The 17,392-nt window shown below is 74.8% G+C and carries 12 protein-coding genes and 1 pseudogene; 9 read left to right on the forward strand and 4 right to left on the reverse strand.

Translation table 11 applies throughout. From position 1 onward, the window contains the following. Positions 1-2: 2 nt before the first annotated feature. The 4 genes and pseudogenes from kynA to KPL60_RS16450 all read right to left on the reverse strand — a co-directional run bounded on the left by kynA (position 3) and on the right by KPL60_RS16450 (position 4,818). Entirely contained in the window at positions 3-854 is an 852-nt protein-coding gene (gene kynA, locus KPL60_RS16435; protein WP_226358004.1) for a tryptophan 2,3-dioxygenase, read from the reverse strand. Further along, positions 851-1,923, reverse strand: a pseudogene (locus KPL60_RS16440) (kynureninase). Before KPL60_RS16440 ends, kynA begins: the two are co-directional and overlap by 4 nt. 179 nt (positions 1,924-2,102) lie before the next feature. Next, entirely contained in the window at positions 2,103-3,980 is a 1,878-nt protein-coding gene (locus KPL60_RS16445; RefSeq protein ID WP_226366372.1) for a helix-turn-helix domain-containing protein, read from the reverse strand. A 25-nt stretch (positions 3,981-4,005) separates the two neighbouring features. Beyond that, positions 4,006-4,818 (reverse strand): FadR/GntR family transcriptional regulator, encoded by an 813-nt coding sequence (locus KPL60_RS16450; RefSeq protein WP_226366373.1) that lies wholly within the window; start codon positions 4,816-4,818, stop codon positions 4,006-4,008. 251 nt (positions 4,819-5,069) lie between these two features. Between KPL60_RS16450 and KPL60_RS16455 the strand changes: the two genes are divergently transcribed. Genes KPL60_RS16455 through KPL60_RS16495 form a run of 9 tightly spaced genes read left to right on the forward strand, consistent with a single transcriptional unit; the run spans position 5,070 to position 17,364 of the window. Further along, positions 5,070-6,470 (forward strand): MFS transporter, encoded by a 1,401-nt coding sequence (locus KPL60_RS16455; RefSeq protein WP_226358008.1) that lies wholly within the window; start codon positions 5,070-5,072, stop codon positions 6,468-6,470. Next, positions 6,467-7,024, forward strand: a complete 558-nt coding sequence (locus KPL60_RS16460; protein ID WP_226366374.1) for a MaoC family dehydratase — start codon at positions 6,467-6,469, stop codon at positions 7,022-7,024. The genes KPL60_RS16455 and KPL60_RS16460 overlap by 4 nt, the downstream gene beginning before the upstream one ends. Next, positions 7,021-8,232, forward strand: a complete 1,212-nt coding sequence (locus tag KPL60_RS16465; protein WP_226358010.1) for a CaiB/BaiF CoA-transferase family protein — start codon at positions 7,021-7,023, stop codon at positions 8,230-8,232. The genes KPL60_RS16460 and KPL60_RS16465 overlap by 4 nt, the downstream gene beginning before the upstream one ends. A 1-nt stretch (position 8,233) precedes the next feature. Next, positions 8,234-9,397: an acyl-CoA dehydrogenase family protein gene (locus KPL60_RS16470; RefSeq protein WP_226358011.1), complete on the forward strand. Its 1,164-nt coding sequence runs from the start codon at positions 8,234-8,236 to the stop codon at positions 9,395-9,397. After that, positions 9,394-10,968, forward strand: coding sequence for an amidase (locus tag KPL60_RS16475; RefSeq protein WP_226358012.1), 1,575 nt, complete (start codon positions 9,394-9,396; stop codon positions 10,966-10,968). The genes KPL60_RS16470 and KPL60_RS16475 overlap by 4 nt, the downstream gene beginning before the upstream one ends. Before the next feature lie 28 nt (positions 10,969-10,996). Then, positions 10,997-12,391 carry an MmgE/PrpD family protein gene (locus KPL60_RS16480; protein WP_226366375.1) on the forward strand — a complete coding sequence of 465 codons (1,395 nt, stop codon included), beginning with the start codon at positions 10,997-10,999 and terminating at the stop codon, positions 12,389-12,391. Further along, positions 12,384-13,451 carry an LLM class flavin-dependent oxidoreductase gene (locus KPL60_RS16485; RefSeq protein WP_226366376.1) on the forward strand — a complete coding sequence of 356 codons (1,068 nt, stop codon included), beginning with the start codon at positions 12,384-12,386 and terminating at the stop codon, positions 13,449-13,451. The genes KPL60_RS16480 and KPL60_RS16485 overlap by 8 nt, the downstream gene beginning before the upstream one ends. Beyond that, positions 13,448-15,559: a hydantoinase/oxoprolinase family protein gene (locus KPL60_RS16490; RefSeq protein ID WP_226366377.1), complete on the forward strand. Its 2,112-nt coding sequence runs from the start codon at positions 13,448-13,450 to the stop codon at positions 15,557-15,559. The genes KPL60_RS16485 and KPL60_RS16490 overlap by 4 nt, the downstream gene beginning before the upstream one ends. Beyond that, positions 15,556-17,364, forward strand: coding sequence for a hydantoinase B/oxoprolinase family protein (locus KPL60_RS16495; protein WP_226366378.1), 1,809 nt, complete (start codon positions 15,556-15,558; stop codon positions 17,362-17,364). The genes KPL60_RS16490 and KPL60_RS16495 overlap by 4 nt, the downstream gene beginning before the upstream one ends. Positions 17,365-17,392: the final 28 nt, after the last annotated feature.

Raw genomic sequence — 17,392 nt, forward strand, 5'->3', positions numbered from 1 at the left:
CGCTACATCGCCGTCCGCACGGCGTAGAGCTCGGGGAAGAAGGTGAGGTCCAGCGCCCGGCGCAGGAAGTCCCGGCCGCTGGACCCACCGGTCCCCCGCCGCACCCCGATCGTCCGCTCGACGGTCTTGAGGTGCCGGAAGCGCCACAGCTGGAAGTTCTCCTCGATGTCGACCAGCTCCTCGCAGGCCTCGTAGAGGTCCCAGTGCGTCTCGGGGTCGGCGTAGACCTCGGCGAACACCGGCACCAGGTCCTCGCGGTAGGTGTGGGCGAGGGTGACGTCGCGGTCGAGCAGGTCGGCGGGGACGGCGAACCCGCGGCGGGCGAGCAGGCGCAGGAACTCGTCGTAGAGGCTGGGCCGGTGCAGCGCCGCGTCGAGCAGCGCGTGCGCCGCGGCGTCGTCGGCGAACAGCTCCAGCATCGCGGCGTTCTTGTTGCCCAGCAGGAACTCCACGGCCCGGTACTGGTAGCTCTGGAACCCCGACGAGGTGCCGAGCGCGCCGCGGAACTGCACGTACTCCGACGGCGTCAGCGTCGCGAGCACCGACCACTGCTCGATGAGGGTGCGCTGCACGTGCTTGACCCGGGCCAGGCGCTTGAGGGCGAGCGACAGGTCGTCGGCGGCCGTGTCGTCGGCGGCGCTGCCCAGCTCGTGCAGCACCAGCTTCAGCCACAGCTCCGAGGTCTGGTGCTGGACGATGAACAGCAGCTCGTCGTGGTGCTCGGGGCGGCTGCGGGGGTGCTGCGCGCCCAGCACCCGGTCGAGGTCGAGATAGCCGCCGTAGGACAGGTTCTCCCGGAAGTCGCGGACCACACCGTCCTCGACCGGCCGGGTGTTCGTGCCGTCGTCGCTCATCGGGCGACCTCCTCGGCGAGCGCGGTCATCCCGGCGAGGACCTCGGCGAACGAGGTCGACAGCGGCGCGAGCCCGATCCGGATGCCGTCCGGGGCCCGGAAGTCCGGGATGACCCCCGCTCCCACAGCCGGGCGTTGACCTGCGCGAAGTCCTCGCGGCGCAGCGTGACGTGCCCGCCGCGGCGGTCCGGGTCGCGCGGTGAGGCCACGGTGACGCCGTGCGGGGCGAGCAGGGTGTCGGCGAGGTCGAGGGCGAACCCGGTGAGCCGCACCGACTTGGCGCGGACGGCGTCGATCCCGGCCTGCGCCAGCAGCTCCACCCCGCACTCCAGCGGCACCGAGGCCAGCACCGGCGGGGTGCCGGACAGCAGGGCGCGCACGTCGGGCGCCGGCTCGTGGCCGGGCCCCATCGCGAACGGCGCGCGGTGGCCGAACCAGCCGGTGATCGGCTGGCGCAGCGTCGTGGTGTGCCGGGCGGCGAGGTAGCCGAACGCCGGCGCGCCCGGACCGCCGTTGAGGTACTTGTAGCCGCAGCCGACGGCGAGGTCGGCGCCCCACGCGTCGAGCCGGACCGGGACCGACCCGACCGAGTGCGACAGGTCCCAGAGCACCAGCGCACCGGCATCGTGGGCGGCCCGGGTGATCGCGGGCGCGTCGGCGAGGAACCCGGAGCGGTAGGCGACGTGGGACAGCAGCACCAGCGCCGTGTCCGGCCCGACGACGGCCGCGACCTGCTCGGGCGTGACGCCCGAGGCCGGGTCGGAGGTGATCCACCGCAAGACCGCGCCGCGCTCGGCGGCGATGCCCTCGAGCACGTAGCGGTCGGTCGGGAAGTTGTCGGTGTCGACGACGATCTCGCGGCGCCCCGCGGCCGCCTGGTGGTCGACGGCGGCCCGGGCCAGCTTGTAGAGCAGCACGGTCGTGGAGTCGGCGACGACGACCTGCCCCGGCGCGGCGCCGAGCGCGGCCGCCCCGATCCGGTCCCCCAGGCTGCGCGGCCGGTCGACCCAGCCCTCGTCCCAGCCGCGGATCAGCCGGGTGCCCCAGTCCGCGCGCACGAACCGCTCCATGCGCTCGGCCGTCGCCCGCAGCGGGCGGCCGAGGGAGTTCCCGTCGAGGTAGGCGACGACGCCGTCGGCGGGCAGGAACCGGTCGCGGTACCCGGCGAGCGGGTCCTCGGCGTCGAGCCCCGCCGCGACGGCCGTGAGGTCGGTGCTGCAGTCGGTGGTCGGGTCGGTACGGCGGTCGGTCACGGTGTCCCCTCCGGTCGCGGTGTGCCCAGCCGGTGCAGCCGCAGCGCGAGCTGCAGCTCCAGCCCGTGGTCCGGGTCCTGCCAGCGTGGGCCCAGCAGCGACGCGACCCGGTCGAGCCGCTGGGCCACGGTGTTGACGTGCACGTGCAGCGCCGCCGCGGCCCGGGTCGGGCTGGCGCCCGCGGCGTAGTAGGCCTCCAGGGTGCGCAGCAGCTCGCTGCCGCGGCGCGCGTCGTGCTCGGCGACGGGCCCGAGGATGCCGCGCACGTACCCGGCGACGTCCGGGCGCTCGCCGAGCAGCAGCCCGGCGAACCCGAGGTCCGACGCCGAGGCGCACTCCCCCTCCCGGTCCAGCGCGACCAGCGCCTCCGCCGAGCGACGGGCCTCGGCCAGCGCGGCGTCCGCGCCGTCGGCCGGGTGCAGCGGGCCGACGCCGCCGACCGTCACCGCCCCGTCGGGGTCCTGCTCCGACGCCGGACGCGCGAGCCGGGCACCGGCCGCGGCCGGGTCGGTGCCGGGCAGCAGCACGACCACCGCGCCGTCCCGTTCCCCGACCAGCCCGGAACGGCCGCCGAGCGCGGCCGCCTCCCGGGCCAGCGCCCGTCGCCGGGCGGGGTGGCAGCGGCAGACCAGCAGCACGTGCGGCCGCCGGGGCGACACCCCGAGCGCGGCGAGCCGGGTCAGCGTCGTCGGTCGCGGGGCCCCGGACGCGGCGAGGAGCTCGGTGAGGGCGTCGGCGCGGTCGAGCCGGTCGGCCTCGTCGGCGCGCTGGGCGAACAGCAGCACCAACGCCGTGACCATCGCCGCCCGCTCCACGGTGCGGACCTGGCCGGGGGTCAGGGGGTCCCCGGCACCGAGCCCGCCGATCAGCAGCGTCCCGAGGCGCTGACCACCGGCGATCACCGCGGTCACCCAGACGCCGCCGGCGCACGGCACCGGTACCGGGCGCCCGGCGCCGTCGCGCTCCCCGGCGCGGCGCAGCGCGGCGCGGGCGTCCAGGCCGGGCGGGACCGGGCCGTGGGCCGCGGCGGTGGCGCCGTCGCCGTCGAGCACCGCGACCCACCCGCCGAGCAGCCTGCCGAGCGCCTCGGCGATGTCGCCGACGTCGCCGCCCTCCAGGACGACCCCGGCGAACCGGTCGTGGGCGTCGGCGGCCTCGGCGATCGCGGCGTGCGCGCCGCGCAGCTCGCGCAGCGTGGTGGCGGTGTCGGCGAGGCGCCGGGTCTGCACCAGCGACACCGCGGCGAGCGCGGCCAGCGAGCCGAGCAGGGCGACGTCCTCGGCGGTGAAGGGGCGGGCGGACCGGTTGGCGGCGAACAGGACGCCGACGAACTCGTCGTCGACCAGCAGCGGGGTGCCGCAGATGCCGACGATGCCCTCCTCGGCGACCGCGGTGTCGATCTCCTCGGTGTGCCGGTAGCGGCCGTCGCCCGCGTAGCGGCCGGTCCAGTGCGGGGTGCGGCTGGCCGCGACGAGACCGCCCAGCCCGGCCCCGAGCGGGAGCCGCAGCGACTGGAAGCGGTGCGAGACCGATCCGGAGGTGACCCGCATGAACGTGTCCCCGCGCTCGGGGTCGTGCAGGGTCAGGTAGGCGACGTCGGTGCCGAGCAGTCCGCGCGCCCGGCGCACGATCGCCTGCAGCACCGAGCCGGGGTCGGACTCCGAGGCGAGGTCGCGGGCGATGCCGACCAGCGCGGCGAGCTCGGACTCCCGGCGGCGCCCGGCGTCCATCGCCGCCCGCACCCGCAGGGTCAGTGCGCCGGCCTCCGGCTCGGAGGCCGCCAGCTCCGCGACGACGCGGTCCAGCTCACCGTCGCGGGCACCGCCGTCGGCCCGGTCGGCCAGCAGCCGGAGCAGGTCGAGGACGGTGCGCACGCCACCATCCTGCCGTGCGCGGCACTCAGTCGGACTTCCACGCTCCCGGGCGGCCGTAGATGTCGCGCAGGTCGAGCAGGTGGCTGCGCATGGCCTCCTCGGCCTGCGCCGCCTCGCCCCGGGCGATGTGCTCGGTGATCGTCGCGTGGCAGGCGTCGACCTCGGCCCAGTGCTCGGCCGCGACGACGTGCCGGTTCAGCCGGGTGCGGAGCACGTCGCCCACCGGCTGGCCCATCATGGTGATCATCAGGTTGCCGGTGGCCATGAGCACCGTGGTGTGGAAGTCCATGTGCTCGACGAACCCGCTGGGGTCGCGCGGGTCCCGCGGTGCCGCCGCCGCGGCGCGCAGCGCCTCGATCGTCTCCGGCGCGGCGCGCTGGGCGGCCAGCCGGGCCGCCGCGGGCTCGAGCAGCAGCCGGGCCTCCAGCAGGTCGGCCATGCCGAGCTGCGGCGTCGCGACCAGCACCCCGAGCGCGCCGCCGACGTCCTCGACCAGGCGGGCGGGGTCCGGCGCGGCGACGAACGAGCCGCCCTGCACCCCGCGCCGGGTGTCGATCAGGTGCTGGCTGGCCAGGACCCGCAGCGCCTCGCGGACGGTGGAGCGGCTCACCCCGAACATGCCGGTCAGCTCGGACTCCGCGGGCAGCCGGGTGCCGGCGGGCAGGGCGCCGCGCATGATCTGCGCGCGCAGCTCGTCGGCCACCTGCCGGTAGGCGGGACGGACCCGCTGGACCCGCAGCCGCGCCGTCGGCGGCCGGTGACCGTCGCGGGGCCGCTCCCCCGCCGGTGCGTCGGTCGGCACGGTGACGCCGTCACGCGGATCCCGGGTCGCACCCATGTTCACGCCGCCGCCCTGTCGTCCACCGTGCCGCGCGTCCCGCGACCCGTTCCAGGGTACCGGTCGGGCGTTGCCCGGGACCATCGCCCGACGGCATAGGTCTGACACATCGGTCGAGCACTTCTAGCAGCTCGTGACCGTTGGAAGGTCTTGCTTCTGAAAGTGTCTGATGTTTACCGTGCGGAGGCGGGGTCCGGTCGGCCCCCGCGGACCGGAAGGCGGGCGACGGCGCCCGCCGAGGGGAGTACGCGATGACCGTCGACCCACCCGGTGACCGGCAGGCGGCCGGCGTGCCGCCCGCTCCGGCCCCCGTCACGGACCTGGCCGCCCGGCTCGACCGCATCCCGGTCGCCACCCCGACACACCGCCGCTGGGTGGCGGTGCTCGGTGCGCTGTTCGTCTTCGACCTGGTGGACCTCAACTCCTTCGCCTACGCCGCGCCCGCGCTGCGGGCCGAGTGGGGGCTGTCCATCGGGGAGGTCGGCGCGGTCACCTCGGCCGCGTTCGTCGGGATGTTCGCCGGGGCGATCGTCGGCGGCCGCCTCTCCGACCGCTACGGCCGCCGCCCCGTCCTGCTCGGGGCCGTCCTGTTCTTCTCCGTCTGCTCGCTGCTGAGCGCGCTGAGCTGGGACGCCTGGTCGCTGGGCGTGCTGCGGGTGCTGACCGGGTTCGGGCTGCAGGCCACGACCGGGGTCCTGCTGGTCTGGGTGAGCGAGATGTTCCCGCGCTCGCTGCGGGGCCGGTACCAGGCGCTGCTGCTCGCCGTCGGCCTCGCCGGCATCCCGATCGCCGCGTGGCTGGCGCGGATCGTCGTCCCGCTCGGACCGGGCTCCTGGCGCTGGATCTTCGTCGTGGGCGCGCTCGGCGCGGTCGTCGCCCTCGTCGCCTGGCGGACGGTCCCCGAGTCGGTCCGCTGGCGCTCGGCACAGGGCCGGTCCCCCGACCCCCGCGACGAACGGCTCGTGGCCCGGATGGAGCACGAGGCCCGCGCCCAGCTCGGCACCGACCTGCCCGAACCGGTCCCCGACCCCCCGAGGCCCGAGGGACGGCTGTCGGACCTGCTGCGCGGCGCGACGCTGCGCCGGACCGTGGTCGCCTCGACGGCCTGCGTGTTCCTGATCCTCTCGTTCTACGGTTTCAGCTCCTGGGTGCCGACGCTGCTCGTGGAGCGCGGGTACACCACGGCCGAGAGCCTGACCTTCGCCTCGGTCCTCGCGATCGCCGCCGTGCCCGGGGCGCTGCTCGTGGCGCCGGTGGTGGACCGCTTCGACCGGCGCGCGGTCGTCCTGGTGCTGCAGACCCTCTCCGCGGGCCTGGTGCTCGCCTTCGGCCTGGTCACGCACCCGGTCGCGATCGCGGTGACCGGCTTCCTCGCGGCGATGTTCATGCAGGCGACGGTGCCGGTCCTCTACACCTACATCGCCGAGGTCTTCCCGCTGCACCTGCGCGGCCTGGGCTCCGGCATCGCGAACGGCTCCGGCCGGCTCGCCGGGGTCGCCGGCGGCCTCCTCGTCGCCGCGACCTTCGCCGGCCTCGGCCTCACCGCCGTCTACGTCTACCTCGCCGCGGCGGCACTGCTGCTCGGCCTGGTCATGGCCCTGTTCGGCGAACGCACCACGAACCGCCGCCTTGAGGACATCGAGCGCGGATGACCACCACCCACCGGAAGGACGACACGCACGTGACGATCAAGCAGGGCTGGCAGGGACGCTTCTACGAGGACTTCGAGATCGGCGACGTCTACCAGCACCCGCTGGGCCGGACGATCACCGAGACCGACAACACCTGGTTCACGTTGCTGACCATGAACACCAACCAGGCGCACTTCAACCGCCAGGTCGGCGAGTCCTCGGAGTTCGGCCGGATGCTCGTCGTCTCCCCGCTGACGATCTCCATCGCGATGGGCCAGTCGGTCACCGACACCACCCAGAACGCGTTCGCCAACCTGGGTCTCGACGACCTGAAGCTCACCGCGCCGGTGTTCGCCGGGGACACCATCTGGTCGGAGTCGATCGTGCTGGACAAGCGCGAGTCATCGTCCCGCCCGACCGCCGGGATCGTCACCGTGCGGACCCGCACCCTGAACCAGGACGCGGTCGAGGTGCTGAGCTTCCGGCGGACCTTCTACGTGCACAAGCGGGAGGTGGGCGGGGCGTCGTCGCTGTTCCCGCAGGCCGCGGATCCGCTGACGGTGGAGGGCGCGTGACCCGGCGGCCGTTGGAGGACATCCGGATCGTCTCGCTGGAGCAGTACGGCGCCGGCCCGTTCGGGTCGATGCACCTCGCCGAGCTGGGCGCGGAGATCATCAAGATCGAGGACCCGTCGGTCGGCGGTGACGTCGGCCGCGCGATCCCGCCCTACACCGCGCCGGGCGACTCGCTGTTCTTCCAGTCCTTCAACCGGGACAAGTCCTCGGTCACCCTCGACGTGCGCACCCCCGAGGGCCGCGAGGTGTTCCACGACCTGGTCCGCACCGCCGACGCCGTGTTCTCCAACCTGCGCGCCGACGTCCCGGCGACGCTGGGGATCCGCTACGAGGACCTCAAGGAGGTCAACCCGCAGATCGTCTGCTGCTCGCTGACCGGGTTCGGGATGACCGGCCCGCGCTCGGCGGAGCCGGGCTACGACTACGTCCTGCAGGCACTGGCGGGCTGGATGTCGCTGACCGGCGAGCCCGGCGGCGCCCCGCAGAAGACCGGGCCGAGCCTGGTCGACTACTGCGGCGGCTACGTCGCCGCGATCTCGCTGCTGGGCGCGATCCACGGGGCGCGGCGCGACGGCGTCGGCACCGACTGCGACGTCTCGCTCTACGACACCGCGGTGAGCCTGCTCGCCTACCCCGGGACCTGGCACCTGACCGCGGGCTTCGAACCGGTGCGCACCCGGCAGTCGGCCCACCCCTCGCTGGTGCCCTTCCAGGCCTTCGAGGCCTCCGACGGCTGGCTGGTCGTCGGGTGCGCGAAGGAGAAGTTCTGGCAGCGGCTCACCGTCGTGCTGGGCCGCCCGGACCTGGCCGAGGACCCCCGGTTCGCGACCTTCGCCGACCGCAACCTGCACCGCGACGCGCTGCTGCCCGAGCTGGAGGCGCTGTTCCGGACCCGCACGGTCGCGGAGTGGCTCGCCCCGCTCTACGCGGCCTCGGTCCCGTGCGCCCCGGTCCGCGACGTCGCGGGCGCGCTGACCGACCCGCACACCGTCGAGCGCGACCTCGTCGCCGAGACCCCGCACCCCGACTTCGGCCCGGTCCGCACCCTGCGCAGCGCGGTCCGGGTGGGCCCGCCCGGCGCCGACCGGGCCCCGACCCGCGCCGCACCCGTGATGGGTGCCGACACCGACCGCGTCCTGCGCGAGCTGGGCTACGACGACACCAGGATCACCGCGCTCCGGAGCTCCGGCGCGCTGGGGAAGGACTGACATGGACTTCCGGTTCACCGACGAGCAGCGCCTCTACCGGGACACGCTACGCGCCTTCGTCGACAAGGAGATCGTCCCCGTCGCGCGGGAGTGGGAGCAGTCGGGCCGCTACCCCACCGAGATCGTCGAGGGGATGAAGCAGCTCGGTCTGTTCGGCCTCGCCGTCCCGGAGGAGTACGGCGGCCTGGCCGCCGACACCGTCTCGTTCGCGCTCACCTTCGAGGAGATCTCGCGGGGCTGGATGGGCATCGCCGGCATCCTCGGCAGCCACTCGGTGTCCTGCTTCCTGCTCGCGAACCACGGCACCGAGGAGCAGAAGCAGCGCTACCTCCCCGAGCTCGCGACGGGCGCGCGGCGCACCGGGATCGCGCTGACCGAGCCCGGCGCCGGCACCGACCTGCAGGGCATCCGCACCACCGCCCGCCGCGACGGCGACGACTACGTCATCGACGGCACCAAGATGTGGATCACCAACGCCCGGCACGCCGACCCGCTCCCGGTGCTGGTCAAGACCGACCCGTCGGCCTCGCCCGCGCACAAGGGCATGAGCATCCTGCTCGTCGAGGCGGGCACTCCCGGCTTCGAGGTCACCGCCGACATCGGCAAGCTCGGCTACAAGGGCACCGAGTCCTGCGAGGTCGTGCTCGACGGCGTGCGCGTCCCGTCGTCGCAGCTGCTCGGCGGGGTCGAGGGACGCGGCCTGCAGCAGGCGCTGTCCTCGCTGGAGACCGGGCGGATCAACATCGCCGCCCGCAGCGTCGGGATCGCCCAGCGCGCCTACGACGAGGCCCTGTCCTACGCCCGCGAGCGCGAGGCCTTCGGCAGGCCGATCGGCGACTTCCAGGCCGTCCAGCAGCGGCTCGCCCAGACCGCGGTGCGGCTGCAGGCGGCCCGGCTGATGACCTACTGGGCGGCGTCGCGGATGGACGACGGCGTGCGGATGGACACCGAGTCCGGGATGGCGAAGATCTTCGCCTCCGAGCAGGCCCTGGAGTGCGCGCTCGACGCGATGCGCATCCACGGCGGCTACGGCTACTCCACCGAGTTCGAGGTCGAGCGGCTCTACCGCGACGCCCCGCTCATGTCGATCGGCGAGGGCACCAACGACGTGCTGCGCGGCGTGGTGGCGAAGGCGCTGCTCAGCGGCAAGGCCACCGTCCGGTGAGCACGGCCGACGAGCTGGGCGCACTCGCCGCGCGGCTCGGGTACACCCTCGACCCCGGCCAGGTGACGGCGATGCACGACGCGGTCGCGGGCGCCGAGCCCGCGGTGGCGGCGCTGCGGGCGGCCCCCGTCCCGGCGGCGGCCGCCGACCCGGCGCGGGGCGAGGCGTGGCTCGCCCCGCCCGCCGTCGCCGGGAGCGCCCCCACCGGGCCGGACCCCCGCGCCGCGGAGCTGCGTGCGGAGTGGTCCGGGCACGCGGCCGGGGCCGCGCAGCGGCTGGAGCGCCTGCACGCCGAGCTCAACTGCACGATCCGGGTGCTGCACGAGCGGGCCCGCGACCACCGCGCGCCCGAGGGGCCGCCCCGGCCGCTGGAGGGCGTGCCGTTCGCGGTCAAGGACGTCATCGACGTCGCCGGGGTGCCGACGACCGGGGCCTCGCGCACCCGCGCGGACGCCGCCCCGGCGGCGGCCTCGGCGACGGTCGTCGCCCGGCTGGAGGCGGTGGGCGCGGTACCGGTGTCCAAGGACGCGACGACCGAGTTCGCCGTCGGCGGGCCGCACCCGCCGCTGACCGGGCCGTGCCGCAACCCGTGGGCCCCCGGGCGGTGGGCGGGCGGTTCCTCGACCGGGACCGCGGCCGCGGTCGCCGCCGGCGTCGTCCCGTTCGGGCTCGGGACCGACGTCGGCGGCTCGGTCCGGCTGCCCGCGGCCTGGTGCGGCCTGACCGGGCTGAAGCCCACGGCCGGGGCGGTGCCGCGCACCGGGGTGATGCCGCTGTCCTGGACCACCGAGACGGTCGGCCCGCTGGCCCGCGACGCCCGCACCGTCGGTCTGCTGTTCGGCCTGCTCCGCGGCCCGGACGGCGTCGACCCCCGGGTGCCGCAGCTGCCGCCGCTGCCACCCACGACGGTCCCGGCCGACCTGCGCGGCCTGCGGGTCGCCCGTCCCGGCGGCTACCTCACCGCGCTGTGCGACGCGGCCGTCCGGGCGGGCGTGGACCACCTCGTCGACGTCCTCACCGACGCCGGGGCCACCGTCGTGCCGGGCGAGATCCCGTCGGCCGAGCAGGCGCTGCCCATCGGCTACCAGGTCGTGTTCACCGAGGCCGCCGCGGTGCACCGGGTCGACGCCGACCGCTGGGGCGACTACGACCCGGTGACGGTGCGCCGGATCAGCCAGGGCATCACCACACCGGCCGCCGACCTCCTGCGGGCCCTGCAGTTCCGGGTGCAGCTGCAGGCCGAGCTGGACGCCGTGTTCGCCGGGGCCGACCTGGTCGTCGTCCCCACCACGCCCGCGACCGCGCCGCGGCTGCCGGACTGCACGGTCGTCGTCGACGGGGAGCGGTACCCGCTCTACGCGGCGCAGTCGCGCGCCACGATGCTCGGCAACCTCACCGGGGCGCCCGGGCTGGCCCTGCCGACCGGCCTCGCCCCCGACGGCTGCCCGGTCTCGGCGCTGCTCATCGCCCGTCCGCACGACGAGATCACCGCGCTGCGGGTCGCCGCCCTGTTCCAGGACCGCACCGACCACCACCGGCGCACCCCACCGGTCGCCGACCGGATCACCTGACCGTCCCACTCCGACCCGGAGGTCACCGATGACCACCATCCCGGCCCCGTCCACGACCACCTCGCTGGCCGCCACCGTCGGCGCGTTCGCGGCCCGCGCGACCCTCGACGACGTCCCCGCCGAGGTGCAGGAGCGGGCCCGCCACCTGATCCTCGACGCCGTCGGGCTGGCGTTCGCCTCCACCGCCTACGGCTTCCCGGGGGTCGCCGTGGCGGCCCTGTCGTCCTTCGGGGGCGCGGGCGACCAGCCCGTGCTCGGCCTGCCCGACCGGCTCCCGGCCCGTGACGCCGCGGTGCTCAACGGCGTGCTGATCCACGGCATGGACTTCGACGACACCCACATCCCGGCCGTCACCCACGTCTCCGCCGCGGCGCTGCCCGCCGCGCTCGCCGCGGCCGTCGCCCGCGGGGCGGACACCCGGACGCTGCTCCTGGCCTACGTGCTCGGTGTCGAGGTCTCGGCCCGGGTCGGCATCGGCGGCGCGGGCGGGTTCCACGACGTCGGGTTCCACCCCACCGCGGTGGCCGGGGCGTTCGGGTCCGCCGTCGCCGCCGGGAAGGTCGCGGGCCTGGACGCCGACGGTCTCGCGACGGCACAGGGCGTCGTCGGCTCGATGAGCTCCGGGCTGCTGGAGTTCCTGGCCGACGGGGCCTGGACCAAGCGGCTGCACCCGGGCTGGGCCGCGATGTCCGGGCTCACCGCGGCCGGGTTCGCCGAGGCGGGCTGGAGCGGGCCGGGCGCGGTCTACGAGGGCCGGTTCGGCCTCTACAACTCCCACCTGGCCGGGCGCGAGACCCGGCCCGGCGCGGTCGGCGAGGGTCTGGGCGGGACCTGGGAGCTGATGCGGACCGCGGTCAAGCCGTACCCGATCTGCCACTTCATCCACGCCTTCGCCGACGCCGCGCTGCTGCTGCGCCCCGAGATCGGCGACACCGCGATCACCGGGATCCGCTGCGCGATCCACCCGGTGCCCGGCAAGGTCGTGTGCGAGCCGGCGGAGGCCAAGTGGACCCCGCGCGACGAGTACGACGCCAAGTTCAGCCTCCCCTACGTCGTCGCGACCACGCTGCTGCGCGGCCGCTTCGGGCTGACCGAGCTGTCCGACGCCGCGCTCGCCGACCGCGCCGCGCTCGACCTCGCCCAGAAGGTGCGGGTCACCGACGACCCGGACAGCGCCTTCCCGGCCGCCTACTCCGGCGCGATCGAGATCGAGCTGGCCGACGGCCGGGTCCTGCGCCACCGCGAGCAGGTCAACCGCGGCCACGACGAGCGCCCGCTCACCAACGACGACGTCGTCGCCAAGTTCCGGGAGACGATCGGCACGGTCGCCCCGGCCGCCGTCGCCGACCGGGTGCAGCGCGCGGTGCTGGGGCTCGGCGACGACACCCCGGCCGTGGAGTTCGCCGAGGCCTGCCGTGGCTGACCACCCGGTGCGGGTGGGGGTGTTCCTGACCCACCAGCAGCCCGCCGGGCGGGACCCGCTGCTCGCGCTGGCCGAGCAGCTGTCGCTGGTCCGCACCGCCCGCGACGGCGGTCTGGACTCGGTGTTCGCCGGCCAGCACCACCTGCCGGAGTCGTTCTCGCACATCCAGCCGCTGCCCTGGCTCGCCCGGCTGGCCGCCGAGGCCGGGGACATGCGGATCGGCACCGGCATCCACCTGCTGGCCCTGCACAACCCGGTCGACACCGCCGAGAGCTTCGCCGGCCTCGACGTCGTGACCGGCGGGCGCTCGGTGTTCGGGGTGGGGCTGGGCTACCGCGAGGTCGAGTACGCCGCGTTCGGGATCCCGCCCGGGGACAAGGTCCGCCGGTTCACCGAGAACCTGCGGATCGTCCGCGCGCTGTGGACCGGGGAGCCGGTGCACGCCGACGTGGACTGGTGCCGCCTCGACGGGGTCCGCGCCACCACGCTCCCGGCGGCCGTCCCGCCGGTCTGGATGGCCGCGAACTCCGACGGCGCGGTCCGCCGCGCCGCCCGGCTCGCCGACACCTGGATGATCAACCCGCACGCGACCGCGGCGACCGTGCGCCGTCAGCTGGACCTGTTCCACGCCGAGCGGGCCGCCGCCGGGCGCGGTCCGCTGCCCGAGCTGCCGCTGATGCGCGAGATCTACTGCGCGCCCACCCGGGAGCGGGCCGTCGAGCTGGCCCGGCCGTACCTCGCCGGGAAGTACGAGGTGTACGCGGACTGGGGTCAGGACCGGGTGCTGCCCGGCGCCGAGACCTTCCGCACCGGCTACGACGCGCTGGCCCGCGACCGGTTCGTCGTCGGGACCCCGGAGGACTGCCTGGCCGCGCTGCTGCCCTGGCGCGACGAGGTCGGCGTCGACCACTTCGTGCTCCGGACCGACTGGGCGGGCATGCCGGTCGAGGACGCCCGCGCCTCCCTGGACCTGCTCGCCCGCGAGGTGGCACCGGTGCTGCGTGCCGCCCCCGCCACGACCTCCCGACCGCACCCCCGACCCGAGGAAACCGGACTGTGAAACGAGTGGGAGTCGACGTCGGTGGCACGTTCACCGACATCATGTACTGCGACGACGACGGCGGGGTGGCCGTGCACAAGGTGCCCTCCACCCCGCACGACCCGTCGGTCGCCACCGTCGACGGTGTCCGGGAGCTCTGCGCCCGGCTCGGCGTCGACCTGGCCGAGCTGGACCAGTTCCTGCACGGCACCACGGTGGCCACGAACATCGTCCTGGAGCACGACGGTTCCGAGGTCGGCCTCATCACCACCGAGGGCTTCCGCGACATCCTGCACATCGCGCGGAAGAAGCGGCCGTTCAACTACTCCTCCTACCAGGACCTGCCGTGGCAGAAGTGGCAGCTCGTGCGGCGCCGCCACCGCCGCGTCGTCCCGGAGCGGGTGAACGCCGCCGGGGAGGTCCTCGTGCCGCTCGACGAGGACGCGGCGCGCGAGCAGGTCCGGCTCCTGCGTGACGCCGGGGTCACCGCGGTCGCGGTGTGCTTCCTGCACTCCTACCGCAACCCGGCCCACGAGCAGGCGGTCAAGCGCATCCTCGCCGAGGAGGCGCCGGAGATGTTCGTCTCGCTGTCCAGCGAGGTGGCACCGCAGTACCGCGAGTACGAGCGGTTCTCCACCACGGCGCTCAACGCCTTCGTCGGCCCGAAGGTGTCGGGCTACATCGACCGGCTCGCGACGACCGTCCGCGACGCCGGCGTGCGCGGTGACGTCGGGCTGATGACCTCGGCCGGTGGCCTGGTGACCGCGCGGCGCGCGGCCGAGAACCCGGTCCTGCTGCTCACCAGCGGTGTGGTCGCGGGGCTGCTCGGCGGCTGCGCGATCGGCAAGGCGTCCGGGTACCCGAGCGTGATCACCCTCGACGTCGGCGGGACCTCCGCGGACGTCGGCGTCGCACCGGACGGCGGGCTGCGGATGAAGCACCTGCTCGACACCCGGATCGGCGACTACCACGCGATGGTCCCGATGGCCGAGGTCGACACCATCGGCGCCGGGGGCGGCTCGATCGCCTTCGTCGACGAGGGCGGGATGTTCCGGGTCGGCCCGCGCAGTGCCGGGGCCTCCCCCGGCCCCGCCTGCTACGCCCGCGGCGGCACCGAGCCGACCAGCACCGACGCCATGGTCGCGCTCGGCTGGCTGCGCGAGGACAGCTTCCTGTCCGGGTCGATGCGGATCGAGCCGCAGCTGGCGGCCAAGGCCATCGGCGAGCACGTCGCCGACCGGCTCGGCACCTCGGTGCACGCGGCCGCGATCGGGATCTTCCGGATCGCCGCGCACGCGATGACCGAGGCGATCAGCCTGCACTCGGTCCGCAAGGGCTACGACCCGCGCGAGTTCTCGCTGGTCGCCGAGGGCGGCGCCGGTCCCCTGTACGCCTGGCACATCGCCGACCAGCTCGGCATCCCGCGGGTGGTCGTCCCGCACCACCCGGGCATCGCCTCGGCGATGGGTCTGCTCGCCACCGACATCCGCTCGGAGATCCCGGCGACGGTGTGGACCTCGACCGACGACCCGGACCTGGAGCGGATCACCGCCGAGTTCGACCGGCTCGCCGGCCAGGCCGTCGAGCAGCTCGGCGCCGACGGCCTCGACCCGGCCGACGTGCTCGTGGAACGCAGCCTGGACTGCCGCTACCTCGGCCAGGGCTACGAGCTGCGGGTCCCCGCCCCGGACGGCCCGATCGACGACGACTGGATCGCCCGGGCCTCGCGCACCTTCCACGAGGTGCACGAGCGGACCTACTCCCAGCGCTTCGACGACAAGCCGGTGCACATCGTCAACGTCCGCGTCACCGCCGTCGGCCGGGTCGGCGAGGTCCCCCTCGCCGAGATCGAGAGCGGCGGACCCGACCCGTCGGCGGCCGTGCGGGCCACGGTCGAGGCGATCTTCTGGGACGCCTCCGGGACGGCGGGCGCCGTGCCCACCACCGTCTACGACCGGGACCGGCTGCGCGCGGGGAACGTCGTCGACGGCCCGGCGATCATCGAGCAGTTCGACTCGACGACGATCGTCGGCACCGGCCAGCGCGCCGTCGTCGACCGGGTCGGCCATCTCGTCATCTCGACCGGGGCCGCCCGGGAGGACCAGCAGACCGGAGGAGACCCGCGATGACCGCTCTGGACCCCCGCGGGGTGTCGCTGGCCGGGACCGCGCCCGGCACCCACACGACCGTCGAGGTCGACCCGATCACGCTGCGGGTGATCGGCGGCGCGCTGAACTCCATCGCCAAGGAGATGGCGCAGATCCTCTACCGGATGGCGTACTCCAGCCTCATCCGCGAGTCCGAGGACCTCGGGGCCGGCATCTTCGACGTCAACGGCCGCGAGCTGTGCGAGTCCGACTCGACGCCGATGCACTGCGGCTCGATCCCCGCCTACATCCGCGGCATCGACCGGAGGCTGGCCGGCACCTACCGGCCGGGTGACGTCGTCCTGCACAACCACCCGTACCACGGCGCGGCGCACAGCCCGGACTACGGCATCGTCATCCCGATCTTCTTCGGCGGCGTGCACGTCGGGTTCGCCGGCTGCACCGGGCACGTGTCCGACGTCGGCGGCAACTTCCCCGGTCTGTGCATGGACGTCGTCGACGTCTGGGCCGAGGGCAAGCTGCTGGACTCGGCGAAGATCTACGACGGCGGCGTCCGCAACGACGCGCTGATCCAGCACGTCCTGGACAACGTCCGCACCCCGGAGCAGAACCTCGGCGACCTGGAGGCGCTGATCGCCTGCGCCCGGCTCGGCGAGCGCCGGTTCACCGAGCTGCTGGAGCGCTACGGCCTCGACGTCGTGATGTCGGCGGCCGACCGGTGGATGGACTACAGCGAGGAGATGCTGCGGCGCCGGATCCGGGAGCTGCCCGACGGCGAGTACGCCGCGCCGGTGTCCTACCTCGACGACGACGGCAAGAACCGCGACGTGCCGCTCGCCGTCGCCGTCACGGTGCGGGTCGAGGGCGACGAGGTCGTCGTCGACCTGACCGGGTCGAACCCGCAGGTCCCGACGGCGTTCAACGTCCCCTTCGAGGGGTCGGTGCTCCCGACCGTCGCCTCGGCGATCCGGACGCTGCTGCTCGACGAGGCGCTGACCGAGGAGTTCGTGCCGCAGAACGACGGCTGCTTCCGCCCCGCGAAGGCCTACGCGCCCGAGGGCACGCTGTTCAACCCGGACTTCCCGGCGTCGTGCTTCGCGCGGTTCTCCCAGATCAACCGGGTCTTCGACTCGATCAACCTGGCGCTGGCCGACGTGCTGCCCGATCGTGCGGTCGCCGGGTCCTCGGCGGCGCTCTGCGCGATCGCCTACTCCGGGCTGGCCCCGGACGGGCAGTCCTACTGGGTCTACATCGAGATCAACGAGGGGTCCTACGGCGGGCGCAACGGCAAGGACGGCCTCGACTGCGTCGACTCGCTGATGGCCAACACCCGCAACAACCCCATCGAGGAGGTCGAGCTCAACCACGCGATGCTCGCCGAACGCTACGAGCTGCGTGACGAGCCACCGGCGCCCGGCCGGTGGCGCGGCGGGGTCGGCAGCGTGCGGCAGTGGCGGATGCTCACCGACACCTTCATGGGGACCGAGGCCGACAACCGCACGGACCCGCCCCGGGGCCTCGCCGGTGGGCACGACGGTCTGCCCGGGTCCTTCGTCCGGAACGCGGGCACCGACCGCGAGGAGGTCCTGTACTCCAAGGTGACCCAGGAGCGGTGCGCGGACGGGGACACCCTGGAGATCCGGCTGCCCTCCGGCGGCGGCTACGGCGACCCGTTCGAGCGGGACCCCGCCGCGGTCCTCGACGACGTGCTCGACGACTACCTGTCCGCCGACGACGCCCGCATCCACTACGGCGTGGTGGTCGACGTGGCTGCGGGCACCGTGGACCGGGAGGCCTCGGCCCGGCTGCGCGCGGCGGCCCGGTGACGCGCGGGCGGGCCCCGGCCGGCACCGG

The sequence above is a fragment of the Pseudonocardia sp. ICBG162 genome (assembly GCF_020496225.1).
Lineage (GTDB): Bacteria > Actinomycetota > Actinomycetes > Mycobacteriales > Pseudonocardiaceae > Pseudonocardia > Pseudonocardia alni.

Excerpts from the sequence above, each read along its gene's own strand:
- KPL60_RS16450 (WP_226366373.1), bottom strand. The coding sequence starts at position 4,818 with ATGGGTGCGACCCGGGATCCGCGTGACGGCGTCACCGTGCCGACCGAC.
- KPL60_RS16470 (WP_226358011.1), top strand. The coding sequence starts at position 8,234 with ATGGACTTCCGGTTCACCGACGAGCAGCGCCTCTACCGGGACACGCTA.
- KPL60_RS16495 (WP_226366378.1), top strand. The coding sequence starts at position 15,556 with ATGACCGCTCTGGACCCCCGCGGGGTGTCGCTGGCCGGGACCGCGCCC.
- KPL60_RS16460 (WP_226366374.1), top strand. The coding sequence starts at position 6,467 with ATGACCACCACCCACCGGAAGGACGACACGCACGTGACGATCAAGCAG.
- kynA (WP_226358004.1), bottom strand. The coding sequence starts at position 854 with ATGAGCGACGACGGCACGAACACCCGGCCGGTCGAGGACGGTGTGGTC.
- KPL60_RS16480 (WP_226366375.1), top strand. The coding sequence starts at position 10,997 with ATGACCACCATCCCGGCCCCGTCCACGACCACCTCGCTGGCCGCCACC.
- KPL60_RS16455 (WP_226358008.1), top strand. The coding sequence starts at position 5,070 with ATGACCGTCGACCCACCCGGTGACCGGCAGGCGGCCGGCGTGCCGCCC.